The sequence below is a fragment of the Psychrobacillus psychrodurans genome (assembly GCF_050209195.1).
In the GTDB taxonomy this organism is placed as follows: Bacteria; Bacillota; Bacilli; order Bacillales_A; family Planococcaceae; genus Psychrobacillus; species Psychrobacillus psychrodurans.
The window spans coordinates 455,325-481,438 of sequence record NZ_CP189791.1 but is presented as its reverse complement, the minus strand read 5'-3'; the positions used below and the strand labels follow the sequence as shown (position 1 = coordinate 481,438).

26 protein-coding genes are annotated in these 26,114 nt (G+C 36.3%); 8 read left to right on the top strand and 18 right to left on the bottom strand.

Translation table 11 applies throughout. The annotated features are described in order from the left end of the window. Nucleotides 1–10: 10 nt before the first annotated feature. From ACQCPR_RS02400 to ACQCPR_RS02365, 8 genes are all read right to left on the bottom strand, one after another. Nucleotides 11–1,288 (bottom strand): PTS sugar transporter subunit IIC, encoded by a 1,278-nt coding sequence (locus tag ACQCPR_RS02400; protein ID WP_427138061.1) that lies wholly within the window; start codon nt 1,286–1,288, stop codon nt 11–13. Nucleotides 1,289–1,337: 49 nt separating this feature from the next. Further along, the gene (locus ACQCPR_RS02395; protein ID WP_427138060.1) at nt 1,338–1,658 is read right to left on the bottom strand and encodes a PTS lactose/cellobiose transporter subunit IIA; all 321 of its coding nucleotides are present in this window, start codon (nt 1,656–1,658) and stop codon (nt 1,338–1,340) included. Between the two features lie 12 nt (nt 1,659–1,670). Further along, nucleotides 1,671–1,982, bottom strand: coding sequence for a PTS sugar transporter subunit IIB (locus ACQCPR_RS02390; protein WP_093494135.1), 312 nt, complete (start codon nt 1,980–1,982; stop codon nt 1,671–1,673). Between the two features lie 212 nt (nt 1,983–2,194). Next, nucleotides 2,195–3,370, bottom strand: a complete 1,176-nt coding sequence (locus ACQCPR_RS02385; RefSeq protein ID WP_427138059.1) for a GNAT family N-acetyltransferase — start codon at nt 3,368–3,370, stop codon at nt 2,195–2,197. A gap of 61 nt (nt 3,371–3,431) precedes the next feature. Continuing rightward, on the bottom strand, nt 3,432–3,701 hold the full coding sequence (locus ACQCPR_RS02380; protein WP_427138058.1) for an HPr family phosphocarrier protein: 270 nt from the start codon (nt 3,699–3,701) through the stop codon (nt 3,432–3,434). A gap of 177 nt (nt 3,702–3,878) precedes the next feature. After that, the gene (locus ACQCPR_RS02375; protein ID WP_090564879.1) at nt 3,879–4,601 is read right to left on the bottom strand and encodes a GntR family transcriptional regulator; all 723 of its coding nucleotides are present in this window, start codon (nt 4,599–4,601) and stop codon (nt 3,879–3,881) included. A gap of 369 nt (nt 4,602–4,970) precedes the next feature. Further along, nucleotides 4,971–5,921, bottom strand: a complete 951-nt coding sequence (locus ACQCPR_RS02370) for an MBL fold metallo-hydrolase (protein WP_090564881.1) — start codon at nt 5,919–5,921, stop codon at nt 4,971–4,973. 200 nt (nt 5,922–6,121) lie between these two features. After that, nucleotides 6,122–6,379 carry a hypothetical protein gene (locus ACQCPR_RS02365; RefSeq protein WP_090564883.1) on the bottom strand — a complete coding sequence of 86 codons (258 nt, stop codon included), beginning with the start codon at nt 6,377–6,379 and terminating at the stop codon, nt 6,122–6,124. A 158-nt stretch (nt 6,380–6,537) separates the two neighbouring features. On the opposite strand from ACQCPR_RS02365, the gene ACQCPR_RS02360 reads away from it, so the two are divergent. From ACQCPR_RS02360 to qoxD, 7 genes are all read left to right on the top strand, one after another. Further along, nucleotides 6,538–6,759, top strand: coding sequence for a small, acid-soluble spore protein tlp (locus tag ACQCPR_RS02360; RefSeq protein ID WP_090564885.1), 222 nt, complete (start codon nt 6,538–6,540; stop codon nt 6,757–6,759). Nucleotides 6,760–7,360: 601 nt separating this feature from the next. Beyond that, nucleotides 7,361–7,717: a hypothetical protein gene (locus ACQCPR_RS02355; protein ID WP_427138057.1), complete on the top strand. Its 357-nt coding sequence runs from the start codon at nt 7,361–7,363 to the stop codon at nt 7,715–7,717. A gap of 107 nt (nt 7,718–7,824) precedes the next feature. Then, a complete protein-coding gene (locus ACQCPR_RS02350; RefSeq protein ID WP_090564889.1) occupies nt 7,825–8,127 on the top strand; it encodes a YunC family protein in 303 nt (100 codons plus the stop codon). A gap of 420 nt (nt 8,128–8,547) precedes the next feature. Continuing rightward, nucleotides 8,548–9,480, top strand: a complete 933-nt coding sequence (gene qoxA, locus ACQCPR_RS02345; protein WP_090564891.1) for a cytochrome aa3 quinol oxidase subunit II — start codon at nt 8,548–8,550, stop codon at nt 9,478–9,480. A gap of 35 nt (nt 9,481–9,515) precedes the next feature. Next, nucleotides 9,516–11,465, top strand: a complete 1,950-nt coding sequence (gene qoxB, locus ACQCPR_RS02340; RefSeq protein WP_090564893.1) for a cytochrome aa3 quinol oxidase subunit I — start codon at nt 9,516–9,518, stop codon at nt 11,463–11,465. Continuing rightward, on the top strand, nt 11,462–12,058 hold the full coding sequence (qoxC, locus tag ACQCPR_RS02335; protein ID WP_090564895.1) for a cytochrome aa3 quinol oxidase subunit III: 597 nt from the start codon (nt 11,462–11,464) through the stop codon (nt 12,056–12,058). The genes qoxB and qoxC overlap by 4 nt, the downstream gene beginning before the upstream one ends. A gap of 1 nt (nt 12,059) precedes the next feature. Next, nucleotides 12,060–12,341, top strand: a complete 282-nt coding sequence (qoxD, locus tag ACQCPR_RS02330) for a cytochrome aa3 quinol oxidase subunit IV (RefSeq protein ID WP_090564897.1) — start codon at nt 12,060–12,062, stop codon at nt 12,339–12,341. Between the two features lie 96 nt (nt 12,342–12,437). On the opposite strand, the gene ACQCPR_RS02325 is transcribed toward qoxD, so the two are convergent. From ACQCPR_RS02325 to ACQCPR_RS02300, 6 genes are all read right to left on the bottom strand, one after another. Beyond that, nucleotides 12,438–12,671, bottom strand: coding sequence for a hypothetical protein (locus ACQCPR_RS02325; RefSeq protein WP_090564900.1), 234 nt, complete (start codon nt 12,669–12,671; stop codon nt 12,438–12,440). 238 nt (nt 12,672–12,909) lie between these two features. After that, a complete protein-coding gene (locus ACQCPR_RS02320; protein WP_427138056.1) occupies nt 12,910–13,125 on the bottom strand; it encodes a cupin domain-containing protein in 216 nt (71 codons plus the stop codon). A gap of 192 nt (nt 13,126–13,317) precedes the next feature. Continuing rightward, complete coding sequence (locus tag ACQCPR_RS02315; protein ID WP_427138055.1) at nt 13,318–14,421, bottom strand: DUF2812 domain-containing protein; 1,104 nt, start codon at nt 14,419–14,421, stop codon at nt 13,318–13,320. Beyond that, nucleotides 14,418–14,711, bottom strand: coding sequence for a PadR family transcriptional regulator (locus tag ACQCPR_RS02310; RefSeq protein WP_427138895.1), 294 nt, complete (start codon nt 14,709–14,711; stop codon nt 14,418–14,420). The genes ACQCPR_RS02315 and ACQCPR_RS02310 overlap by 4 nt, the downstream gene beginning before the upstream one ends. A 703-nt stretch (nt 14,712–15,414) precedes the next feature. Beyond that, complete coding sequence (locus ACQCPR_RS02305) at nt 15,415–16,878, bottom strand: hypothetical protein (protein ID WP_427138054.1); 1,464 nt, start codon at nt 16,876–16,878, stop codon at nt 15,415–15,417. Between the two features lie 127 nt (nt 16,879–17,005). Then, a complete protein-coding gene (locus tag ACQCPR_RS02300; protein ID WP_427138053.1) occupies nt 17,006–21,457 on the bottom strand; it encodes a S8 family serine peptidase in 4,452 nt (1,483 codons plus the stop codon). 721 nt (nt 21,458–22,178) lie between these two features. Between ACQCPR_RS02300 and ACQCPR_RS02295 the strand changes: the two genes are divergently transcribed. Beyond that, complete coding sequence (locus ACQCPR_RS02295) at nt 22,179–22,565, top strand: SLAP domain-containing protein (RefSeq protein WP_090564908.1); 387 nt, start codon at nt 22,179–22,181, stop codon at nt 22,563–22,565. Between the two features lie 81 nt (nt 22,566–22,646). On the opposite strand, the gene ACQCPR_RS02290 is transcribed toward ACQCPR_RS02295, so the two are convergent. The 4 genes from ACQCPR_RS02290 to ACQCPR_RS02275 form a co-directional block, all read right to left on the bottom strand. Next, nucleotides 22,647–23,837 carry an MFS transporter gene (locus ACQCPR_RS02290; protein WP_427138052.1) on the bottom strand — a complete coding sequence of 397 codons (1,191 nt, stop codon included), beginning with the start codon at nt 23,835–23,837 and terminating at the stop codon, nt 22,647–22,649. Nucleotides 23,838–23,846: 9 nt separating this feature from the next. Then, the gene (locus tag ACQCPR_RS02285; RefSeq protein WP_427138051.1) at nt 23,847–24,257 is read right to left on the bottom strand and encodes a MarR family winged helix-turn-helix transcriptional regulator; all 411 of its coding nucleotides are present in this window, start codon (nt 24,255–24,257) and stop codon (nt 23,847–23,849) included. A 172-nt stretch (nt 24,258–24,429) separates the two neighbouring features. Then, on the bottom strand, nt 24,430–25,035 hold the full coding sequence (locus ACQCPR_RS02280; protein ID WP_427138050.1) for a flavin reductase family protein: 606 nt from the start codon (nt 25,033–25,035) through the stop codon (nt 24,430–24,432). A 17-nt stretch (nt 25,036–25,052) separates the two neighbouring features. Beyond that, a complete protein-coding gene (locus ACQCPR_RS02275; protein WP_090564917.1) occupies nt 25,053–25,991 on the bottom strand; it encodes a ring-cleaving dioxygenase in 939 nt (312 codons plus the stop codon). Between the last annotated feature and the right edge of the window lie 123 nt (nt 25,992–26,114).

Sequence of the window (26,114 nt, the reverse complement as noted above, 5' to 3'; positions counted from 1 at the left end):
CCTATATTCCTTATTTGGATGCAGCTTCTTTATTTTCTTGAGCTTTTGTTGTACGATTTGCCATAGCTACGAATGGTAAATAGATACAAACTGAAATAATGATTAGAAGTAAACTTAGTACTGCACCTGCCCACGACTGTGTAACTAAGAACCCATTAATTATCGGTGGTGTTGTCCAAGGGGCTGCAATTGTTGCTGCTGGAACCATACCCCACTTTGTCGCGAAATAAGCAATCGATACATTAACCATCGGTGTCAATATAAATGGGATAAACAGTACAGGATTTAATACAATTGGTAAACCGAACAATAATGGTTCATTAATATTGAAAAGTCCCGGTCCTGTGGATATTTTTCCTACAGTATTATACTGTTTGTTCTTCCTCGCAATTATGAAAATTGCGATAATTAATGCTATAGTAGTTCCTGATCCGCCCATATTAACAAAAGCATCAAAGAACGGTTTATTGATAATATATGGTGCTACTTCTCCTGCTGTAATTGCTGCAACATTCGCATCAATTGCTGGTAGGTTAATAGACTGCATAAATGGTTCGATAATGTTAGCACCATGTACGCCAAGTGTCCATAAGAATACCGGGATGAATGCTAAGATTAAGGCCGCAATCCATGTATTTGTTAAGCCCATAAATGGTTCTTGGATTGCTGTATAAAAGGAGCCAATAATATCTGGAATATCAAATCCTGCTGAGATGATAGTGCGGACTAATGCAAATAACGATACTGTAATAATAGCTGGCAATAAAGCTGCAAATGATCTTGAAACTGCTGGTGGTACAGTTTCTGGCATCTTAATTATTAGTTTACTATTCCCTGATAAACGGGAAAACAACTCAGAAGATAGTAATGCTATAATTATGGCAACAAACAAACCACCCGTTCCGGTTGATAAACCGGATAAACCACCCTCACCGAAAGTACCAAATGTCATATAACTTGATAAACCAATAACCCCTGCTGAGAGACCATCTTTGTTATAGCTTTTTGCTAATTGATAAGCAACACAAAAGGCTAATAAGATGGAAATAATACCAAATGTTGCTCCCCACATATTACCTCCCCATTGTGTCCAAGTGCCATGATCCCAAATGGAATCAAGTGCATTTTGATACATTTTAACAGGTAAGTTGTTAATCAATACAGCAAATGAACCAATAATAGTAAGTGGCATGATGGCAATAAACCCATCACGAATTGCTACTAAATGACGTTGACTACCAATTCGCGATGCAACCGGCACAAAATATTTCTCTAAAAAACTGAACATTCAACACACTCCCCTTTGTTCTTTTATATATTTAACATCATTGCTGATGTTATTCCCCCCGTACTCTCTCATATAATTCTATTATTTCTATTGCTAAATCACGAAAGGTAATAGAATTCATCAAGTGATCTTGCGCATGTATAAGCATCATAGTTACTTCCACCTTCTCACCCCTAGCTTCTTGTGTTAATAAAGCTGTTTGAGAATGATGTGCTTTCACCAGTGATTCATTTGCTGTTTCAACCTTATCTTTAGCAGCTAAAAATTCCCCTTTTTTAGCAAGTTGAATAGCTTCCATACAATCACTCTTTGTATTTCCACTATGCAATATTAACCCCATTATTGATTGCAGTAAAACCGTTTCTTCCATTTGATACACCCCTTATCCCATTAACTCTAGTGCTTGTTTCAATACGTTCGCACCGTTCATCATTCCATAGTCCATCATATTAATAACTTCAATAGGAATATTTTTCTCTTTGTATTTTGATTGATATGTTCCTTTTAAATAACGTACCTGTGGACCAAGTAACATTACATCCACATTTTTGTTTGCTAGAGTTTTATCCACTTCGCTCTCTGCTATAGCAAAAATTTCTGCTTCTAAGTTTTGTTCATTTGCCGATTTTTGCATTTTTGACACTAATAAACTAGTGCTCATCCCTGCCACGCAAACTAACATAATGTTTTTCATCATTAGCACTCCCCTATCAATGTAATCGCTTTCTTTAAATGAGAATATCATTTATCGGTATATACCACAACTACTTTTTACACAATTATTTTCCATATAATTCATAAATTATAATTGGACTACCTTACAAATACTTGAAATTTCTGATTATTTTACAGGGTGGTATAGTCCACAAAAAAAATCAAAAAAAATTAATTTAAGCCTGTTTTTTGTTAGAAATACTCATAAAATGTCGGAGGATCATAATTAATTGCATTCTTCCATTTTTCTTCCGTTTCTTCATCTATCGAATGTTTTGCAAACAATAAAGTTTCTCTTATAGATAAATAACCAACAATCATCGCTGAAAATATAGTGATTGGTAAAGATAAGATATGTTTCTTATCTATTAAACTTTCCTCAATTATGCCGATTTCTCCATTTTTATTTATATGAAATAATTTCTCGTTCCAAGGAGCGAAAGTATCTTGAATGTACAGATATAAAGAAGCATTTAACTTACTCCACGAATATTTCTTAAGGAACGCGAATACATCGACAATTCTTACCATGACATCCTGTGAAACTTCTTTTTTGAATTGTGGCTGTTCAAAATAAAATCCAAAATGACTAGCAGTTGAAGTATCCCCCTCAATTGTATGAACACTACTTTTATGAGATGTAATAAAGCGCCACATTGCCTGTTCAGCTTGCATATCCTTTGTCACAAAGTCTTGAATAGTAAATGTTAAGTTTTTTATCTTATAGCGGATATAGCCCAATATTGTTTCTCCATCAAAATAAGCTGCAAAATGGCAGTCAGGCTCTCTTCTGGCAATACGTTTCCACCAAGAAGCATCTCTTTGCATACCTCCATTGTTTCTGAGTGCTTGTTCGTTATGAAATTGTTGAACCTCTAGAAAAGTAGCTTCATCTATCCATTCAAAACTGAAACGTTTCATTTTATCTATTCTATTACCATACTGTGGGAATGATTCTGCCGGAATCGAATAATGCAGCTTATCAAAAAACAACTCCCAACCAAAATGGCGGTAGAAAGAGACGGAAAATGGAGCTAACACAGATATATATTGATGGTTTTTACGCATTTCTTCTAAGGATCTTATCATTAGATTCTTCGTGATTCCTTGATTTCTGAATTCTGGATAAGTAGATACAAAACCTATCCCACCCATTTCATAGCTTACACCTTGTACCGTGATATTCAATGGGAGTACTAGTAATTGGCCCACTAGCTTTTGGTGGTCGTAGGCACCAATCGTCGTACTATTTTCCATCCAGTATTGAAAATCATCACGACGTGTTCCCTCATATTTGCTTGGAAAACTATAATCTCTTAATTGATGTACTTGTTCATAATCTGTTGCAGGTACTAATTGAATTTTCATATGGCCTTTCACTCCTTACAAACTAAATGTAGTAGGAAGCTAGAATCAATCCCATTATTCTCTAGATTTCTACTCCAATTCCATTTGAAATCATTATTTCAGTTAACTTTATAATTGTTTCTTCTTCATCCATCCCTTCAGCCGAGATTGTCACAACTGAACCTGGTGCGATACCTTGCGCCATTACCCCCATAATTGATTTCAAGTTCACCGATTTATCATTATAGGAAAGTAGTATATTTGAGGAAAAGGCTGTTGCTGCTGAAACTAACAGTGTCGATGGTCTAGCATGTAATCCCTCGGGTGTAGTAATTTTAAATGTTTTTTCCATTCTTAAAACCTCCAGTATTATTATTCAAACTTAATTAGACTTCCTAAATTTAGAAGAAAATGTAAGAACTGTGATTGATTTTTTGAAACGTCAGCACTTTCAAGACTGGTAATACACCATTAATGCATTAACTATAGTGAACCTACCACTGTAGATGAGGGTCCATATTGCATACTGTCACCTCTGGATTTCACTTATGAATTTGTATCGATCCGCACGATATGTGCTACGCACCAATTCAAATGGAACACCATCTGCCAAAAAACTAGTCCTTTTAATAATGAGCACGGCAGAGGAATTATTTATTTGAAGATATTTACTATCCTCTTTTGTAACAATTGCTGCCTCCATTTGTTGAATTGCATTCCCAATTTTCTGACGGTAATTCCCTTCTATTAAGGCATAGAGCGACCCCATAATTTTCTTTTCATCAAGTTCAGGAAACACTTTTACAGGTATATAGGTTCTTTCAATAGCCATGGGTTTACGATCAGCATATCGGATACGAACAACATAGAAGACCAATTCTTCCTGCTCTAATTGCAAGTCCCTTGCAATATCAACAGATGGTATGACCTTTTCGAAATGTATTAATTTACTACTTGGTTGCATACCCCTAGCCTTCATATCTTCTGTAAAACTAGTTAACCCATTTAAAGGCTGTTCTAACTTTGGATTAGCAACATATGTGCCTCTCCCTTTTTCTCTGTAGAGCAAGCCGCTATTCACTAAATTTGTAACAGATTGCCTAACAGTCATGCGACTCACACCTAATTGATCTGATAGTTCTCGCTCCGAAGGTATACTCTCGCCTATTTTAAACTCTTCCATATAAATACGTTTTTTTAATAATTCCTCTATTTGAACATAGATTGGCACATGGGAACTTTTATCTATCAATCTTCTCACCTCCTTCTATTACAGTAATCCACGCGAAAAGATACATATTCAAAATATGGTTTCTTTCGCTCGGTATAGTTGTCTATACCAATTATAAATCTCTTTAACATAAAACAAAAGAATTTATTTTAAATATTCTTACTATTTTGATAGACAAAACTATAAAGAGATAAAATATTTAGCTCTCTATTTTACCTCTTTTTATTATGAGCATTAGATTTCTAAAGAATAAATCCAATAATATCTTCTTTTCAATGCGCTTTTGACAGTCTTATTTTAGTTCAAGAAAACTGAATGATGGAAAAGTAGCAATTCCTTTGTTAAAAGCTAATTCAGTAACTCCAGCCTAAAACTTCTATTTGACAATATTCACCTCTTTTCTTTATTGACTAAATAATCCATCATTCCCATAGCACTCACTTCTAAATCTAGTTCAATTATTCTAAATACATCATGATTTTCTGAAATACCTTGATTCTTCAGGTGTTCTTTTACTAATCTATCGAGCCTATTTGCTAGCTCACGATATCCCTTTGCCTCTGCATACACAGCCTCTGCTTCTGTCACAAAAATATTTAACCACATCGAAACTTGAGAAAGTGCTTCTGAGGGAGAGTTAGTTACTCCAAAATGTCCATAATAAATATATTGAAGATTCATTTGTGCGAAATGATCTATTGCTCTTTGCATTGCAGCTGGATTAAATTGGTTTGGTGAAGTAGATGGTAAAAAGAAAGCAACACCATCTGGTATGAGTTGTTCATAGCGAACACCAACCGTATCACCCGTAAACATACCATTACTAATCGGATCATAAATACTAAAATGATGATTAGCATGACCAGGAGTATCAAAAAATTTTAATATACAAGTTGCTCCTATCTTCAATAAATCCCCATCATTTTTTATAATCATTCGCTCATGAGGTATCGGAATGATGGGATCAAATAATTCCTTAAACTTATTTCCGTAAACAGCCTTCGCTCCAGCTATCAATCTTTCTGGTTCCGCCAGATGCCTTATCCCTTTTGGGTGAACAACAATCCTGGCATTTGGGCAATCCTTTAATAGAAGTCCCGCTCCTCCCGCATGATCCAAATGTATATGAGTAACTATTATGTATTTAACTTGGTCTAATGAAAAACCTAATGATTCCATACCACTTTTTACATGTTTTACCGATGGGCTTGGTCCAGTTTCTATTATTGTAAGTTCTTGTTCATCGATGACATACGTTCCGGTGCGTTCTGACTCTCCCATATCAAATCCATCGATTAAATAAATTCTTTCATTTAACTTTTTCGGATACTTATTTGCCATTTCAATATTCCCTCCATATATATATATTTAGAAAATTGCGTAAATAAACCCCCTTATTATTTTACCATTTATCTGATAAATTACTAAGCAACTACAATAATTAATAGATATATGTATCGGACACGCGAAAGAGCCTCATGCATAAAAACCTACTGCCTTAAATAGCGGCGGTAGGTTTATCGTTTAAAATATAGAACTAACTACTGCAAAGTATTTAGTCTCTCTCTGTTTTGGTCCAACTGTTCCTGTAGTGTACTTATAGGCTCCATCTTCCCTCTACTTTCTAGTGCCATTGCAACAGATCGATTGGCACGTTCAATCATATCCTCTGCATTTTGGATGGACTGTTCTGTAGGATTTGTTAAAGCTTGACCAACAGCGAGCGTGACATTATCCACAGAATTGTGTAATCGTGCAAGAACATTATCTTCTTTCCAACTCATTTGTGTGTGATCCATATTAAAGTCCTCCTTATCTTTTGCTAGCATTAATATGGCAACTTCACCCTATATTTATTCATTCGTAAATTAACATCGGAGTTACATGAATACTCATATTCTTGTTGAATTAGGAAACACTATCTATTGAAAGGTTAAAATTATAAGGAGGAGATATTATGCCAAAAACCAGACGTGGTCCTAATGATCGTTCGAATAGTGAAGAAAGACTAAAGAAAACAATTAGACATATGGAAGCCGCTGAAATAGCTATGGAATATGCTTCTGAAAAAGACGTTGCTGCCATTAAAAAGAAAAATGAACAGCGTGCAGAAAGCGTAGAAGGTTTGGAGAAAGAAATGAAGGCAGCTGAAAAATCCGGATTAAAAGGATACCTATAATCATTTCTAGCTAGCCCAGTATGAAAAATACTAGGCTAGCTATTTCGATTATACAATTGAAACCTATTTTAAGTTATTCCGTAAAGTATTTGAGGTGAGTTAATGAAAAACTTTATGAAAAATACTTATAGGATTAAGTATTGTTATTGCTTATGTTAATTTGCAAAGTTTGCCTGAGAATATCCTAACTTACATACTAATTATAATTTTAGTCAGCTTTCCGCTTTACATAATAGGACACCGATTACGAAGAACTTTAATAATTTTCAAAGAGAAGGTAATAATATGGTCTTTCGCTTATGCATTTGTTGCATTGCTCATACCACTTCTATTTTTTAGCTACACACAATATGAACAATTAAAAACTGATACTTTTAACGAGCACTTCATTTTATTTGAGTCGACTTCCTCGGTTAATGGAGGAGGTATTTCTCTTGGTTTTATGCTCTCTCTGATCTTATTTGTTTCTATACGCATATTCAGTTCGGATATACGTCGGAAATGGATACCTAACTTATTAATCTTAATTACTCTTATTGCATATAGCACCTCTTTGTATGTTCTCTGGGAAGATTATAGAGGAATTCATGCAGACGGAGGTTTGATCACCAACAAATGGAATGGTGTTAAAGAATCTATCCCTTGGGAGAACGTCAGTCGAATTTATATAGATCCTTATGTTCACTATGCCTCCTTAAGCAATACAAGTGATGAAACACATATTTCTTGGGCAATGGTTATAGAATCTTATTCAAATAAAGACGTGCTCTATAGGTTTCAAAATTTGTCGGAAAATGACCTTTACATAGGTAATCAAATAAAAGAAATCGCAAAGGATAATAATATCCCATTCATAGTAAATAGTATGACGGGGGATGAACGCAAATGGTATGAGTTCGAATTGGACTTAGAAAAACTGCCTAAAACAGATTTCCATGAATTCTTTCAATTTAAATAAAGTAAAGCCTTTAATAATGGTAATTACGGCTTAGTTCGCACAAAAAAACACGCTTTTTCTATTGAAAACATAAATTGTAGAGATAGGAAAGGGAGGACTGCTTAGTCATGATTAACATGGAACCAATTAATATTGATGGACATACGTTTTTATCGATTTCTGTAGAGTTACCTAAAACGAACTTACTAGTTGTCACTAATGACAAAGGGTATATAATGTGCGGTGCTTTAGACGTCGCACTATTAAATGAAAAATTAAAGGATAGAAAGGTAGTTGCTGGAAGAGCCGTTGGAGTAAAAACAATTTCTCAGCTTCTGGATGCCCCGCTTGAATCCATCACCTACGAAGCGGAAGAACTCGGTATTACTCAAGGTATGATCGGAAGAGACGCCCTATTAAAAATGGTTTAACACAAAAAGCAATCATTAACTAAGGCCACAGCACATAGTTGTACTGTGGCCTTTTAGCTTGCCCGTTTTCCCCCTAGATTTCCATTATCCCCCTTACACTTCACAATTACGTTACCAATTTACTTTAATTTGTTCACATCTTCATGAACGTTTTGTGAAGTTGCTTTTTTTCATTTTGTTTTTTCAATTCATGGGAATAAGATAGAGGCATACAGAGACAACATCTGTTTGCTATTCGTTTATATAAAGTGAAACTTCAATCAGTGAGGGTTTCCTTTATCCACACTGATTGTTAGTTGAACCATTCGGGCATTTACGGGCAGTTTTCTCCCACTTATACTTTGTTGCTAGACCAATACTTGAAGTGGGAGTATTACTGCCCGTTAATGCGGGATAAATATTCTGGGAAGGGGTAGAACTATGAAATTAAAAATGAAATGGATTCTTTTAACGATGGTTATCACTATTTCCACCGTGTTAACCGGTTGTGAACCATTACTAGTTTTAGATCCGAAAGGGCCACAAGCAAAAACACAGGCTGACGATATTATGTTATCTATTTGGCTTATGTTAGGTATAGTTATTGTCGTTTTAGCTATTTTAGTCTTCGTCTTATTAAAATACCGCGCTTCTAATCAACCGAAAGATTACGAGCCACCACATATTGAAGGAAGTCCGATTGTTGAAGCAATTTGTATTGGTATTCCTATTATTATTGTTATCTTCCTATCTATCGTTTCTGTCAAAAGTAACTATGAGGTCGAAGCAACTCCAGCAGGCTATGAAGATCAAGAGCCTTTAGTTATTTATGCTTCCTCGTCTAACTGGAAATGGCACTTTAGTTATCCGGAAGAAAATATTGAAACTGTTAACTATCTATACATCCCTGCGGACCGCGCAATTGAGTTTAAATTATATTCGTATGGACCCATTACTAGTTTCTGGATTCCCCAGCTAGGCGGGCAAAAATACGCGATGTCAGATATGGTCACAACTTTGCACTTAGCAGCCGATGCACCTGGAGAGTTTAGTGGTAGAAATGCTAACTTCAGTGGAGCTGGATTTGCAGAAAACACTTTTGAAGTTACGGCTATGACACCTGCTGATTACTTAGATTGGGTAGAAGAGGTACATGAAACTGCTCCAGCTCTTACAGAAGATAAATTCGAGGAACTATTAGAGCCAGGACATCTTGGGCGCTCTACCTATACAGGAACTCACTTAGAATTCGCTCCAGCACCAGAACATGACCATGGTTCTACAGATAACAATACGAATGAGTCAGAACATGAACAGCATAACGAACACGAATCTCATGATTCTGATGAACATTCAGAACATACAAATCATTAAAAGGTACCATAAATTCTCGAAAGGAGTGACAAAGCATGGATTTCTTTGATCGTTTTGCAGTACCACATCCAAGCTTTTTAATATATGCATCCATGGTTGGTATCGGGCTAACAATGCTCGCTATAGTTGTAGGAATTACCTACTTTAAGAAATGGGGTTACCTATGGCGTGAATGGATAACGACTGTTGACCATAAACGAATTGGTATTATGTATTTGCTATCAGCGTTACTAATGCTTTTCCGTGGTGGCGTAGATGCAGTTATGATGCGTTATCAACTTTCAATGCCTGAAAATACATTTCTAGATTCACAACATTATAATGAAGTCTTCTCCACACACGGAGTAGTTATGATATTGTTTATGGCTATGCCATTCATTATATTTTTCTTTAACTACCTTGTACCACTACAAATTGGAGCACGGGACGTTGCATTTCCACGTCTAAATGCACTTAGTTTTTGGTTATTCTTTATGGGTATGGGGTTATTCAACATCTCATTCATAGTAGGTGGGTCACCTGATGCAGGTTGGACTTCTTACTTCCCACTAGCAGGGAATGAATTTAGTACGTCTGTTGGGACGAACTATTACATGATTGCTATTCAAATAGCTGGTATCGGTACATTAATGACTGGTATTAACTTTATAACAACTATTTTAAAAATGAGAGCACCAGGCATGAAGCTTATGAAAATGCCGATGTTCACATGGTCTGCTTTTATCGCAAATGTAATCATTGTTTTTGCTTTCCCAGTATTAACTGTATTACTAGCAATGGGAACCATGGACAGATTATTTGGAACTAACTTCTTTACTACCGATAACGGTGGTATGGATATGCTTTGGGCTAACCTGTTTTGGGTTTGGGGACATCCTGAAGTATATATTTTAATATTACCTGCATTTGGTCTATACAGTGAGATTATTTCAACGTTTGCTCGACGTAATCTTTATGGTTATAAGTCAATGGTTGCTTCAATGGTCGTTATTTCTCTACTTTCATTTTTCGTCTGGGCTCACCATTTCTTTACAATGGGTCAAGGTCCACTTGCTAATAGTATATTCTCTATTACAACTATGGCGATTGCTGTACCAACTGGCGTTAAAATATTTAACTGGTTATTCACCTTATGGAAAGGGAAAATCGAATTTACTACTCCAATGCTCTATTCGATGCTCTTTATTCCACTGTTTACCTTAGGTGGAGTTACCGGTGTAATGCTAGCGATGTCAGCAGCTGACTATCAATATCATAATACGATGTTCTTAGTTGCTCACTTCCATAACGTAATTATTCCTGGAGTAGTTTATGCCATGCTTGCTGGTTTAACGTTCTATTGGCCAAAAATCTTTGGCTTTATGTTAAATGAAAAACTTGGTAAATGGACAGCATGGTTGCTTTCAGTCGGCTTTGTATTAGCCTTCATACCAATGTATATTACTGGTTTAGATGGTCAGGCACGTCGTATGTATACGTACTCTGAATCTACTGGGTTTAGTGCTATGAATATGGTTTCATTTATCGGTGCTGCAATTATGGCAATTGCTTTTGTTCTTCTTGTTTATAACATTTACTATAGTATTCGTTATTCTCCAAGAAATATTGGTAGTGACCCATGGGATGCACGTTCGCTTGAATGGGCTACACACACACCAGTACCAGAATATAACTTTGCGATCACACCACAGGTTGAATCTACACAACCATTCTGGGACTCGAAGAAAAATGGACATGAGTTATTTAAAGGCGACATAGAAAAAATTCATATGCCAAATAACAGTGGTTTACCATTTATCATGAGTTGTATTTTCTTTGTGTTTGGATTTGCCATGATTTTTAGCATATGGCCACTGGCAATCATCACATTAATCGGTATTCTAGCTTGTTTAGCTTACCGTTCATTTGAGAAAGACCATGGAAGATATATTTCTGTCGAAGAAATTAAAGAAACAGAAACAAGATTGCGAGGTGCTAAAAAATGAAGGTAGATAACTCGCTTCCACTTGAATATAGTACGGAAGAAAATAACCTGAAGATCCTAGGTTTTTGGATTTTCATAGGTGCAGAAATTATGCTTTTCGCAACACTTTTCACTGCATATTTCACATTAGAGAATCGTACTGGCAACGGACCAACTGGTGCTGACATTTTTGAAATAGCTCCAGTGCTTGTGGAAACCATTTTACTTTTAGCAAGTAGCTTTACTATTGGGCTTGCTATTCATGCTATGCGATTGAATAAGAAAAAGGCAACAATGGGATTCTTTATCGTCACACTGATTTTAGGAGCAGCATTCTTAGGCTTCGAAATCTACGAATTCACACATTATGTACATGTTGGTGCAGGACTACAAACAAGTGCATTTACAGCAGCTTTGTTGACGACCTTAGGAACGCATGGTTTGCATGTGACATTAGGATTTTTCTGGGGATTATTTATCCTTATTCAGATTAAAAAACGCGGGTTGACCCCGGAAACAGCCAATAAATCATTTATTTTCTCACTTTATTGGCATTTCCTAGACATTATTTGGATTTTCATCTTCAGCTTCATCTACTTGAAAGGAATGATGTAATATGAAAGAATTATTCCCTATTAAACAAGTAATGGGCTTTGCATTTTCGTTAATCCTAACAGTCATAGCGCTTTTAGTTTATTTCACAGATATGTCTTACACAGCAGGAATGACAGTACTTTTAATAACTGCTTTTGTTCAAGCGGGACTACAAGTAGTTGTCTTTATGCATGCTGGAGAGACTAAAGATAAAGGTTCTATTTATCTCAATATCTACTACGCTCTACTCATTGCTTTAATTACCATTTTCGGTACGCTACTTGTATTAGTTTGGGATATGTAAAAACAGACATAAAAAGGAGGAACGTGACTATAGATTAGTCATGATCCTCCCTTTTTTATATTATAGCTATTTATAATACAAAAAAGAGAGCGTTTATTAAGCGCTCTCTTTTTTGTATTTATTAGAGTTTAAAATCATTTCTTCTGAAGCCACTAATATCATTCCAATCAGGAATATAAATACTGCTCCCATCACTACACCTATTCCAACGCCTATAACTGCGCTTAACTCACTAAGTAATGCTCCGTATAAAAAGATAGCAATTCCTATCGTTAATAAAGTAGCCCCGACCATTTTGGTAGCGTGCAACATTTTTACGTATGATTCCATATTGTAACACCCCTTCATACTTATATTATTCACTATGTTCACAAAGTTGTCAATTATTATTGTCTTTTTTGTGAACTAGTATGATGGGTAAATAGGGTAAACAAATATCCTCCACTTCTTGATTATCTCGAGATGAGTCTCTCATCTTTTAAAATTAGACCATTAGATTCATTAAAGAAATAACCGGAAATGCCACAAATGAATTATTCGAGTGGCATTTCCGGTTATCTTTTGAAATCTAGATTATATACTTGGAGCAAAGTAAATTCAGCAATATATCGCCCGTACTCAGTTGGAAGTTATCTTGATTAACCCTAATTTCCAATTCGCCTTCAAGCACGAAAAGGATTTCTGTTGCTTCATGCCAATGATAGGGGAAACGTTCTACTGTATGTGTGAAAATCTTAATCGGTATATCAACCTGATAATCTATTTGCTCATATTCGTAATGCATGTTCCCCTGCCCTCTTTCCAATAAATCCTTCTTCGGAAGCCACTATTATCATTCCGATTATGAATACTGTTTCCACCACAACATCTATAACTGGTCAAAATTCGCTAATAATTGCTCCGTAATGATTCCTATTGGTTCCTATTGGTTCCTAAAGCAGCTCTAACAAATTTGATAACATACAACACATCTAAATTACGCTCCACTTATTAATTTCAACTCTTTTCGATAGCCTAGAACAATACGGACAAACATAAAAATCCAAAACACACTCATAACCACAAGCATGATACGAATAACTCCCATGTATGACCAGTCCAAAAATGGTCGGTCAATTGTGACCGTATTCATATATATAGACTGAGCGCAAATTAATAAAATGAATACAGACATTCCACAATTCATAAAAAAAGCCTTTTTAGCAACTTTTCTTCTTTCTAGCTCATCATAGGAAAATGCAGGTTTTTCTTCTCCCTCTTCATAAGACATCCCCCAAATTGTGTAGTTTAACCATGTTATATTGGAAGTGTATTTTAACTCCCACCCAACATCCTTGTGAAACTGAAAGTAATTTGCATTAACTTTCGGTTCAAACGTAACCTCATAAGTAATATTATTTTTTTCCTTTGGTCGGAATGTAAAAATCGTTGCAAAAACAGATTCAAGTTCATAACCCCGTTCTGCCATCTCCTCGAGCCAAATCGTCGTTCGTAACGGTTCATACATCCAAGCAGGACGAATTTTACGGATTTTCTTCGTTCTAGATTTTTTAATGACGTCAGTACCGAGTATTTGCTTTTCAAATGTGCGATAAGCTCTAAAGACGAAAATGGTTAATGCGACTAGTCCCGTATAAATAATTACTGGCAATAATAATGGACCAATTTTAAAAGTTTCACTAAAAATATTCAAAATAAGACCAAATAACAATATAAACGATAAATAAGATGTTAAGTAGAAGGTGGAGATTAAGAAATACAAATAAGCATGTATTCGAGTGCGCTTGAACAATTGATCCCTATTAGGAAAAATGGAAACATCCTGCCCTTCATTTGTGAGCACTTGCCATTTACCCGAATTTGCCATACTTTCCCAACCAGCAGAAGAGAGCTGAGGGGCAATTGTTTTTTCACCATAATGAATACGTACTTTTTTCTTTATTGAATCCCCTTGATCAAACGTAAAAACCCTCGAAAAACGGTTAAGACTTTTTAAGTGAAAACCTTTATTCATTAAATCTTCTAGCCATTTTTCAGTCGAATCAATTCGATAACTCCAAAGCCACCTCATTTTTTTCATTTGAATTTCCCCTCCAATCGTAAGGCATTTGAGTGCAATTCTTTTAAACGACCAATTTCTGCTCTCATCACAGTTTTGCCAAGCTGAGTAATTTCATATATGGTTTTACGTTTTTCATCTGAAAATACGACTATCATTCCATCACTTTGCATTTTTGTTAAAGTACCATAAATCGTACCTGAACCTAACTTTAATCTACAGTTGGTTAATTCCTCCACACGTTTAATAATGCCGTAGCCGTGGGATGGTTCTGTTAAAGAAAGCAGTATATAAAATGCTGTTTCGGTCATCGGTATATATTTTTTAAGTAATTTTTCCAATGTGCACCTCCACTATGTCACGTTACGACTATATCACGACATGACATAGATATGCAATAATTTTCTAACAGTGTGGAATGTATTTTTATAATCATATAAGAAAACCATACAGAAAAGATGCCCGGTCCTTTACGTTCCAAACCAGAGTCTATCGTTAATAAAAGGACTTTGGCGATTACCGAGTAAATTTTTAGTGATATTGGTTATGACATTCGTCACAACCAATATCACTTTTTTTCTGTAATCTTATAGCGTTTGTCTATCCCTCACCCTCCTACAATTTCTAGAAACAGGTAAATACATACTTTAATTACTATTATCATCTAAGCGATAAGCTCCGCTTAATCTTATGTACTACTCACTATATTGATTGGAGTGAAAGGTGGCGACTCTAGCGGGAAAAGCGTTAGGCGAGGACTCCGCATCGAAGACATTGACCGGACTTTGTTTGGGTAATGTCTTTGCGACGAGTAACCGCAGGAGCATATGTTTTCCGAGCGAGAAGGCTGAAGCAACGCCCGCGGAAAGCGTCCGCCTGAAACGGAAATCAGTAGGATCATTCATTCTATAAAGCATCTATAACTCAGTGTTTACGGGACATTTTTTATACTTTTTTATTCTTTTACATAAAAAGAATTGCCCCAAATTGATGACTTGGTAGCAATTCTTTTTATTAATGATAAGAAATATCTTCTCCATAGATAGAAACATTCTGCCTATCAGATATAAATTTTTGCCCATCCCATTTCAGTACTGTTTGAACATACCCAATCGCATCTGCATGATACCTTCCTGCAATTTCTTGAAAAGACATTAGTTCATAGGTAGCGTTTCTATCAAAGTCAATAGGATACAACCCACCGACAGGATCAACCCAGCCTTCTATCGGTTCTTTTAGAATTCCGTCTTCATCATAAATTTCCGATAAATATTCTTTTCCTTTATATGTTAAGTCCAATCTATATTGCTTACTTGGATAAGAGCTAACTACATTGACTTGGTAGTAATTATCAAAATCGACTTCATATTTAGAGGTTTCATTGAACTCTTCCACGTCAAAGATTTGTTGTATATTGCCATGAGTATAGGAAAAGACAAATGCATAAATTGTCCCTCCACTCCCTCCAGTATCTATAACAACTAAAATGTCATCCACTTGGTCACCAGTAAAGTCACCAAGAAAAATGGTCGGATTATATCCAGCACTTTGTTTCAGATAAATTCTCTCTAACGTATTTTCATGTTGATACAAAACATTTAAAGAGATGTTTTGCCAAAACGGACTCCCTTCAGTCTTCTCCCCAGTTAGGTAAACAGTGTCTAAAAAGCCATCCCCTGTCAAATCACCTCTGGAATACACAATAATCTCATCATTTTTATGATTATTATTTTGCATGACCTCTAACACTTGTCGCCTCATATTTAACAAAAATTCCAGAGATGGATACGGTTCACTGAAAGCCAAAGCCTTATTAATAGAAATCATAAACTGTTCTAAATCCCCTGCCTTCTTTTGCGCTTCGGCTAAATAATACCAATAATAGGAGAAATCATTGGATTGTAGCAGTCTTTCATAATAATCCTCAACTCTCTTAAAGTAATACGGATATACATCCTTCGCTAAAACTAGCTTATTTTCTTCAAAACGATATACATCTACTTTGTATGCCTCTCCTGTATCATGGACCCAAATTGCGAGTTCGTATTGACCATCAGGACCGTATAGTCCAGGCATGTCTTCCACTTCCAATTTACTATAAGCTATATTGGAAGTAGGTAATCGAATAATTTCACCGTCCACCCATTGCAACAAATCCAACTTGGACCATTCGCTACCTATCTGCCAGCCAACAATGAGTGTATTCACCCAATTAGTTGTAATTGGCACCGCCATTAGACTTGAAATTCCATAACCGTTTCCTTTTATATGTATTAAAGGCAGCCACTGGTTATGGATATTTTTTAGTATAACTAGGAAATTTTGATCTTTATATTTGTATGCTCCGATTAATTCATTTTTCTGATCACCATCAATATCCGCTAACAACACTGCTAGATTTTTAGGAAGTCCTGACAATTCTAGGATTGTTGCAGTTGGAGGCAGAAAATTTAATAGCACATTTACATACTCATTCAAGTTTACACTCCTTTTACACCATCATATGCTTCAATAAAGTGAAACTTCCATAAGTGATGTTTAGGTTTTTTGCCATATAAAAAATGCCAAAGAGGATATTTTCCTCTCTGGCATCTTTACTATAATGCTATTCTTCTAAATCCTTTATTGATGCTTCATCTTTTACTTCCGTCTCATCTTCTTTAGGTTGTTCCGTTGGTGCTGGAACATTGACAAACAGTTTACCTTCAGCCTTTTGACGTGTTTCATTTCCAAATTCATCTACCACTTTGACCTCGATTACTGCTCCATTTGCAACAGTATCAGCAGGTACTGTCCAGTAACCAACGTAATGACCTGCCCCCTGTTCCATCATAGGTAGCTCGGTTGCATTGTTTACTTGTCCTACATTAGTTAGTGGCATATGGATGACAAATGAAGTTTTTAATCCTGGATTACTATCAAATTCAATTTTAACACTTCTTCCTGTTGCCAAATAAAGATCATTTTCTGGCTTCAGATTAGTAATTTCCGGAGCGTTGTAATCTGCTGTAACAGTGACTGTTTTCGATTCACTATTACCAGCTTTATCACGAGCCTCCACTACGATTTTATTGATGCCTTCATCTAGAAGAATTCGTTTAGAGTATTTACCGTCTGATACTGTTGCAGCTTGACCATTAACATGAACGAAATCTATGTTCTCATCTGTAATAGTACCTTGAACAGTTACAGTTTCACGATTTACTTTTTCTCCGTCTACTGGGTTATCGATAGTTAGTTCTGGCTTAACAGTATCCAAAACTACTGTAACTGGTTCAGATTGCCCCGTTACTCGGTCATCCAATACAGAAACTGCTACAAACTCATTGGATCCTTCTGTTAATTCAGTTGCAATTGAGAACTTCCCGTCCTCTCCGACTACTACTGAACCTGCATCTTCTCCATTTTGTTTTAATTCAATTGTAGTTGTAGGTGAAGCAGTTCCTTCTACATTAAACTGCTTTTCATTTGTTATTAAACCAGCTTCTGGTGAAGTTATAACCGGACCCGATACTTCATAGCTAACACGAGCACGAATCATATAATTCCCTTCTGTTGCAGGAGATGGTGACCATGCTCCGGATACACCTTGATAACTTCTTTCTGCATTTACTCCGTTTTCATCAGTTGCAAGTCCAGGTGAATTAGGATTTGCTGCGGTTTGACGATATACCATAAAGAAGTCACCATTCACTGTAATATTGTGTTCCGTAAGATCAACTACAGTCCATTCACCATTACGAAGCGCTGTTGCATCAATAGGACCAGCTAGTTTTTTACCAGGTGTTCCATCTGCACCCTTAGCATCCCAAACCTCTACAGCAAACTCCGTACCACCTGGAATTGGCCATTCTGTATCCCAGAAACGGAAAACTCCATCTGTAACAATTCCATTCTCTTTGCCTTCAGGAAGTGACATTTTCACAGCCCAAGCGTTGCCTGCTGCATTGAATGCCCGTGCATTTTCCGCTGTTCCATCATCATATCCAATTTCTCCACCTGGATATGTGTAGAAAGGTTCTAAGGCAATATTTTGTGTAGTCGCATCCGAACCGATTGTGATCGACACTTCTTGACTATGATAACCTCGAGCGATTATTTTAAGAGTGTATTCTCCCTCATATGCAGTCAATGAGTAATTACCAGATGCATCCGTTAATACAGGCGTTACATTTGCATCCTCAACCAGGATAATGGTTGCTCCTTCAATCCCCTCTCCCGTCGATTGGTCAGTAATTACACCACTTACCATATTTTCTGCCATTTCCATTAACGTAAAATTAGCAGTTGTAACACCATCTGCTTCAATAGTTACAGATTTTTCTTCCGACTCAAATCCGTAAGCTTCTGCTTTAGTAGTAAAAGTACCCGCACCATGAGTAAGTGAATACGAACCATCTGCTGGGTTTGAATAAACCGAGCGGCCAGATTCTAATATGCTTACCTGAGCACCTAATGGTAAAAGTGTCGGATTAACAATTGTATCTACCACTGGAGGTGCTTCTTTAACAGACATTACAGGTCTAATTGTTTTAGGGTCTATTGCTTCTTTAAATGACTTTTTGTCTGTTTCTTTATTATTGTCTTTGTTTGCTTTGCTTCCACTATTTCCAGCTTTACTGCCGTTATTACTTTTGTTTGCACTATTTCCTTTCGATACTTTCCCAGTTTGGGAAATATCCGCTAAAACAACGTCATCTAGATACCAGCCATTTTTTACAACACTTCCATCTGAGAAAGCGTTATATCCGATATATACACGTTGTCCTGCATATGCCGATAGATCAACTTCTGCATCGATCCAACCAGCTGATGTACCTTGAACCTTCAATAATTGTGTCCATTCTACTTGATCTGTAGAAACAAAAACATGTCCATAATCATATGCTCTTCCTGCTGAAGACTGTTCGAACTCATGCCATTGCTTAAACTGCAAGTATGAATTTCCTTCTGGCAAATCTACTGGAGGCATAACAAGCGTAGCATTCATAGAGCTTTCATATGTTCCATCTAAATTGGTAGCGTACACTTTTTCTCCGGACGCTGCACCTTCAGGACCTACTGTTGGAATACCCCATTCCCAACTATTTTTCTCTCCAAATGAAGTCCAACCAACTGGTGTAGCTTCAAAGTCTTCAGAATATCCAACTGCTATACCTGGATTCACTTGAATCACATAATCTTCACTAACTACTTCATTGTTACCAAAATCATTTATTGTCCATTTGTACGTAAATGTTTCCCCTGTAATAAATTCTCCAGGTACTACTACAGTGTATTCACCATCCGTATAGTCTCCAGATGTGCGCCCAGCCTCAATTGATTGCCATGCACCATCTGCATCTTTATAGTTTAAGTTAACGGAAGAAATACTAATGTTATCAGTAACTGAGATTGTTAGAGGTAAAGCCATTCCTTCATACGTCTCACTTGGAGCAGCATGTTCAAATACTGGAGCCTCCGTATCATCACCTTGCTGTGAAACTTGTCCTTTTAATGTTCCAAGACCTGTAATAATAGACGCCACTGCTTCATATGCATCTACTAAACCATGGCCATATCCGTGATTCGGAACCGTTGTATACTCCGAATCTGTCAAAGGATTTGCTGTGTTTAGGAGAATCTCTTCCATCTCATTTACAGTTAGATCAGCATCCACTTGTCTCAGCAATGCTGCTACACCTGCTACAGCTGGTCCTGCCATCGATGTACCATTCCAACCACCTTCATAGATTCCTCCAGGTACAGACGAACGGATATTCACACCAGGTGCAGATATATCCGGCTTAGTTTCTGCATACGGGGATGGTCCACGTAACGAGAAGTTCGCTACAGTGTTATTAATATCCGTCGCTCCTGTTGCAAAAGATTCTGGATAATTAGCTGGTGCTGCTACAGAACCTGCTCCACCAGGATTTGTAAGGGTAGTATTCCCTGCAGAGAATTCTGGGAAGATCTCTGCTGCACGCCAGTTTACTACAACATCACGGTACCACTCATCTAGTCCTGCTCCGCCACCCCATGAGTTATTCACTACATCCGGTGCCATATCTACTCGTGCATTACCTTCTGCATCAGTTGGAGCTAAAATCCATTCAGCAGCTTCGAGTAAGTCAGTATCTGACCCCCCGCTTGCGGTAAATGCTTTAACAGCAATATATTTTGCACCTGGAGCTACCCCGACTTGGTTAGCGCCATTAGGTTCACTACCAACCATTGTTCCCGTTACATGTGTTCCATGTCCTTGGTCATCATATGGTGTAGCTTGCCCTGCTGTTGCATCAAACCAGTTATAGTCATGAGAAACCGCGCCACTCGCCTTATTATAACCACGGTATTTTTCTTTTAAAGCAGGATGATCCCATTGAACACCTGTATCAATACTTGCTACTACTGTTCCCGCTCCGTCAATTCCCATCTCCCACACTTCTGGAGCTTTGACCCGTTCCACGTTCCATTCTACATTTGCAGTTTCTGCTTTAGGTACAACTGCATTCTCTGTTTTTGTAGTAAATAATTGACGGGTTTCATTTGGTAAAATTTTTTCTACCTCTGGGAATGTAGTCAATTTTTCAGCAACCTCTTTCGTCGCTGTAACAGACATACCGTTTACTATATAGTAGGATTCAATATCTTTTGCATTGCCTTTATCAACTTCTTGCTCTAGAAAATCTGTAACGGATTGCTGAGACTCCAAGGAAGTGGATTTCAGTTCCGATACAACAGCAGATCGTTGGATTAGCTTAGCATTGTGAGAAGATAAGTTTGCCTTTTCAGCATTCTTTCTTGCATTCTCCGCTACTTGTAAGGAATCTGCTTTTTCCTTGAATTTTATTAGAAATGTAACTTTATCATCGCTTTTGAAACTTTCCAGTAACCGACTATTCAGCTTGTCCTTTGCTGAAATAGAACTAGAGCTTGAATCTCTGAATGATTGGTGAAGTTTGTTTGCTGTTTCCGCACTAACTACGTTTGGCGCAACAAGTGAAAATGTCATAAGTACGCTAGCTACAACACTAAGAACTTTAGTTTGACTTTTTTTCTTCCTCAATTTCATTCCTCCCTAAATTTTTCAAAGATTTTTTACCAATAAAACTTACAAAAGGCCATAAAAAAACACCTTATCCTCCTTCCCAAAAAATTTTGGTAAATAGAATCAATGGTGACAATCTAAATCTCTCTAGGTGTATCTATAACAATAGACGAAGTTCCTATAAATTTCTGTCGAAATCTGTCGATGATTATCTGAATATTCAAAAATAATAAATATAAACTATTTTTAACATTTTTTTAATAGGTTAATAGTCTCTACTCACAGAATTATATTAATATAAAATTATCAAAAGAACCGTTGGTACTACTAAGGAATATACAAATGATATTTTTTTGTTTATTAATAGACGTTATTTGTACTTTTAGAAGAAATAAACAATTATTCCCACTTCCAATTTATGTGAGTAGACCACGGAATTTACCGATATTTTAAAGTAGTCCTTATTAACCAATAAATATATACTTAAAAAGAGAGTTAAACCAATATTTTTCAATGTTTTTTATTAATAAACTCATTATTTTGTTTCATTTAAAATAGGAAGTACATTTTCACTATTAACCTAACCATTTACCATAACTTTAGAATCAGTTTCTAAATTACTTTCCAATTTGTTGAATGGAACAAAGTTGTCATCTACTATTTATCATAGCTAAAAAGTTAAAGGATTTTATTCTGTGAAGTTTATTGGTATGGTTAAAAGAGATTAAATTGGAGGAATTATGGAATGCAAACTTTACAATTTGAATCTTCGTGGGAAAAGACTATTGCTATCAAAGATAGAGAGCTAATAACAGAAATTTTTCAAGATAGTAATATGATAAATGGGCAAATTATTCGGTTGGTTCCCATTTGGGAAGCTCTGAATTATAAAGGAGAGATATTAATTACTGTCTTGATTCATAACTTTGCAGATATTGAGCAAATTTTTCAGAAACAAAAAATTGCCTATATAGAAAAGGAAACAATTATTGCAGAACACACTTTTACTGTTCCTAAGTTAATTATTAAACCTAAAACCAGTATGCCTTGGACATTTATCTTCCCTGTCGAAAGTTTGAGAATGAAAGAAATCAATGGGAATGGAAATTTAGAATTGCAAACAACTCCTTAAATAGTAACATGCCTAACGAATATGATATTTCGTTAGGCATTTTGTTGTTTATATTGTTTTTACTTTTTTGTTACGAGGTTATTATGCAGTTTTCATTAATTCCTTATCTTTTCTACCATGCATTAAATAGTATAGAGGAATACAAAGTATAATTACTACAACCATTGCTACAAATATTGTACGGTATCCCGTCTCGGGTACGATAAAGCCTAAAACGTATGGACCTATGCCTAAACCCAAATCGAATAGTATAAAATAGGTTGCAGTAGCTAAACCGAAACGATGTGGCTCTGTTACTTTAACTGCGATCGTTTGTGCAACTGAATTAAAGTTACCATAACCAAACCCTATAAATGCTGCTGCAAGAAGTAACATCCATCCTTCCGAAGCTTGGCTAAAGAAAAACATCCCGATAGCAAATATAATTATGCATGGGTAGACAATAATGTTTGCACCTCTAGAATCCATTATTTTACCTGTAAATGGACGAGAGAAAATGATAACAACAGCATAGACTAAAAAGAAATAACTAGCTGCACTAACTAGATTAATAGACTCCGCATAAAAAGACAAAAAGGTCATAACGCCTGAATAACTAAAACCGATGATCAATGCAATAAAAGAAATAGGCACTGCTTTCGGTTCGATAAATTGAGATAAAATTGAGCTTTTTACTGCTTTTTGTTCTGGTTGTTTAATTGGAGCTAATTTTAGTTTTACAGTTGCTAAGAATAGCATACATATGAGCGACATAAATAGGTTCATCACAAACATGATCGTGAAGCCACTTTCCATATTCATCAGTAGAATCCCTATAAAGGGACCAACAGCTGTTGCTAATATAGCACTTAAACTAAAATAACCAATCCCCTCTCCTTTACGCGCACTTGGCAATATATGAGCCACAATAGTACCCGTTGCAGTACCAATAATTCCAACTGCAATCCCTTGCGCTAATCTGTTGATTAACAGCAGTGGAATACTGTTCGCCAAGAAGTATAGTGCCGATGTAATGGCAAAGAAAGTTAAACCTATCCACAATACTTTAATCGGCCCTTTTTGTCCGATAAAACGTCCAGCACCAAGTCTACCCAACAATGAGCCAATAATAAAAATACTTGATACTAAGCCCGCCGTACTAGTAGAGGCTCCAAATTCAGATGTTGCATAAGATGCGATTGTTACCAATAATAAAAAATATACTAATGTTGCTAAAAAATTTATAGTTGAAACGATTATAAATTCCTTCGTCCAAAGTTTTTCTTTGTTCATAAACTACCACTACTTCCTAATATTTTGTTGCAATTTTTCTAAAACATTTTCCACAATCTCACATTCTTCTTTAGTAATGCCTTCTAAAAGCGAAGATTGGAAAGTATGAACTGCTTCTTTTAATTGTTGATATTTAGCTATTCCGTTCTCCGTTAAATGCATTACTTTTTTTCGTTTATCTGTTCCGTAAACTACGTATATTAATTGTTGATCAATAAGCTTCTGCGCAAGTGCTGTGACAGAAGGCTTCTCAACACTCCAATACAGAGCAATTTCTGAATTTGTCGCAGGACCAACTTCATAAATGTATCTTATTAATCCCCACTGGGCTTCTGACATCTGAAAAGGACTCAACACTTCCTGAAGACCATTCGCATAAGGTCGCTGAAGAATTTTAAATTTAGCAAACATCGAATTCATATAAACCCCTCCTTTATTATTATGAAAATTAGTTAGTTAACCTAATTAATTAAATAACAATTATTTGAATTTGTAAAGTATTTTACAATTCATTCTTTTTACAGAGTGAATGTATATAAAAACACCCTTACCAATTTGGCAAGAGTGCTGTAACAACCTGTAATTAAACTCACTATTTAGGTCTTTCAATGGAAAAAATATCACCAATGGTTGCATAACTAGAGCCAGCTAGGCGGCTGATAGCATTTAAACCCTTTGGATCAATTCTCCCATTTTCATAAATTGCTTCATCTATATGAAATCGAACTACTTCTCCAATGAATAAATCACTTCCTGGCTCTTCACCTCCTAAAGGAATTGCATGTATTAGTCTACATTCCATTCGTACTTTCGCTTCCTTTACACCTGGTACAGAAATATATTCACTCGGTACGAGCGTTAGGTTCGCCAATTCGATTTCACTTTCCGCTGCCGGTAATGATGCTGCTGTTTCATTAATTTTAGCTACATTCTCATCATCCACAATATGGACTACAAATTGTTGGTTGCCATAAATATTGCGAGCAGTATCTTTCACTCTTCCTCCTGGCCTTTGGATAGCAAGTGACACCATTGGCGGATTGGATGAAACAATATTGAAATAGCTAAACGGGGCCCCATTAACAATCTCATCTTCAGACTGTGTTGTAACAAAAGCAATGGGTCTAGGAATAATAGAACCAATTAAAAGTTTATAGTTATCTCTCTCATTATTTTGTTTTGGGTCAATAGAAATCATTTTCTTCTTCCCCTTCCTTAGTCGATTGGACGCACTTGAATTGGAATAAGCGAGCTTACTAATCGTTCACGGTGTTGCTCAAATTGTGCTGGTAACATCAATTGAGTCCCCATCGTTTCCAGCGATTCATCATGTGCAAATCCTGGAGGATCTGTTGCAATTTCAAACAAAATCTCTCCGGATTCACGGAAATACAATGCGTTAAAATAGTTACGATCCTTTAACTCTGTTACATGTTGACCACTATTCATGGTATGTTGTTGCCATTCAACATGATCAACATCATCTTGTGCACGCCATGCGATATGATGAACGGTACCAACACCCATCGAGCCGCTTACACCTGTTACCATTTTTAAATCTATAATGTTGCCGATATCTGCTGAAGCTTTAAAGCGTGTATAATCACCTTCAGTTCCAACTAATTCAAGCCCCATTACATCAGTTAATGTTTTAGCCGTTTCTTCAGGTCTGCTTGAGTAAAGTGTTGCACCACCAAAGCCTTTAATCGCAACTTCTGGTGTTACTCCACCAAACTTCCAGTTATTTTGTTCACCTTCTGCACGTTCGACAAGTTCTAGATGTAAGCCATGCGGATCATCAAACTGAATCACTCGTTCTCCAAAACGCTCTGCTTTTTTAAACGGAATTGCATTCGTTGCCAAACGGTTTACCCAAAAGTTAAATGATCCTGTAGGTACTACATATGTTGTAACTCCAACTTGACCGTCTCCAATTTGTCCCTGATAAGCATTTACCCAAGGGAAAAAAGTAATAATTGTACCAGGTTTCCCTCCACCATCTCCAAAGTACAAGTGATATGTTCCTGGATCATCGAAATTCACAGTTTGTTTGACTAAACGTAAACCTAATACCCCTGCATAAAAATCAATATTTTCTTGTGGATGACCAACGATAGCTGTAATATGGTGAATTCCCGCAGTATGTTTTTTCATCATTATTTCCTCCTATTTGATAAATTTCACAAATTCATCGACTGGCTATGGTAACCATCTGTAAGCTTTAAATCTTCACAAATTGGTTTTAAATCACTTTCTGTCATTTTCACTTCTTTTAAA

Coding starts and splice junctions, on each gene's coding strand:
- ACQCPR_RS02400 (WP_427138061.1), bottom strand. CDS start 1,288: ATGTTCAGTTTTTTAGAGAAATATTTTGTGCCGGTTGCATCGCGAATT.
- ACQCPR_RS02395 (WP_427138060.1), bottom strand. CDS start 1,658: ATGGAAGAAACGGTTTTACTGCAATCAATAATGGGGTTAATATTGCAT.
- ACQCPR_RS02390 (WP_093494135.1), bottom strand. CDS start 1,982: ATGAAAAACATTATGTTAGTTTGCGTGGCAGGGATGAGCACTAGTTTA.
- ACQCPR_RS02385 (WP_427138059.1), bottom strand. CDS start 3,370: ATGAAAATTCAATTAGTACCTGCAACAGATTATGAACAAGTACATCAA.
- ACQCPR_RS02380 (WP_427138058.1), bottom strand. CDS start 3,701: ATGGAAAAAACATTTAAAATTACTACACCCGAGGGATTACATGCTAGA.
- ACQCPR_RS02370 (WP_090564881.1), bottom strand. CDS start 5,921: ATGGCAAATAAGTATCCGAAAAAGTTAAATGAAAGAATTTATTTAATC.
- ACQCPR_RS02365 (WP_090564883.1), bottom strand. CDS start 6,379: ATGGATCACACACAAATGAGTTGGAAAGAAGATAATGTTCTTGCACGA.
- ACQCPR_RS02360 (WP_090564885.1), top strand. CDS start 6,538: ATGCCAAAAACCAGACGTGGTCCTAATGATCGTTCGAATAGTGAAGAA.
- ACQCPR_RS02350 (WP_090564889.1), top strand. CDS start 7,825: ATGATTAACATGGAACCAATTAATATTGATGGACATACGTTTTTATCG.
- qoxA (WP_090564891.1), top strand. CDS start 8,548: ATGAAATTAAAAATGAAATGGATTCTTTTAACGATGGTTATCACTATT.
- qoxB (WP_090564893.1), top strand. CDS start 9,516: ATGGATTTCTTTGATCGTTTTGCAGTACCACATCCAAGCTTTTTAATA.
- qoxC (WP_090564895.1), top strand. CDS start 11,462: ATGAAGGTAGATAACTCGCTTCCACTTGAATATAGTACGGAAGAAAAT.
- qoxD (WP_090564897.1), top strand. CDS start 12,060: ATGAAAGAATTATTCCCTATTAAACAAGTAATGGGCTTTGCATTTTCG.
- ACQCPR_RS02325 (WP_090564900.1), bottom strand. CDS start 12,671: ATGGAATCATACGTAAAAATGTTGCACGCTACCAAAATGGTCGGGGCT.
- ACQCPR_RS02320 (WP_427138056.1), bottom strand. CDS start 13,125: ATGCATTACGAATATGAGCAAATAGATTATCAGGTTGATATACCGATT.
- ACQCPR_RS02315 (WP_427138055.1), bottom strand. CDS start 14,421: ATGAAAAAAATGAGGTGGCTTTGGAGTTATCGAATTGATTCGACTGAA.
- ACQCPR_RS02310 (WP_427138895.1), bottom strand. CDS start 14,711: ATGACCGAAACAGCATTTTATATACTGCTTTCTTTAACAGAACCATCC.
- ACQCPR_RS02300 (WP_427138053.1), bottom strand. CDS start 21,457: ATGAAATTGAGGAAGAAAAAAAGTCAAACTAAAGTTCTTAGTGTTGTA.
- ACQCPR_RS02295 (WP_090564908.1), top strand. CDS start 22,179: ATGCAAACTTTACAATTTGAATCTTCGTGGGAAAAGACTATTGCTATC.
- ACQCPR_RS02290 (WP_427138052.1), bottom strand. CDS start 23,837: ATGAACAAAGAAAAACTTTGGACGAAGGAATTTATAATCGTTTCAACT.
- ACQCPR_RS02285 (WP_427138051.1), bottom strand. CDS start 24,257: ATGAATTCGATGTTTGCTAAATTTAAAATTCTTCAGCGACCTTATGCG.
- ACQCPR_RS02280 (WP_427138050.1), bottom strand. CDS start 25,035: ATGATTTCTATTGACCCAAAACAAAATAATGAGAGAGATAACTATAAA.
- ACQCPR_RS02275 (WP_090564917.1), bottom strand. CDS start 25,991: ATGAAAAAACATACTGCGGGAATTCACCATATTACAGCTATCGTTGGT.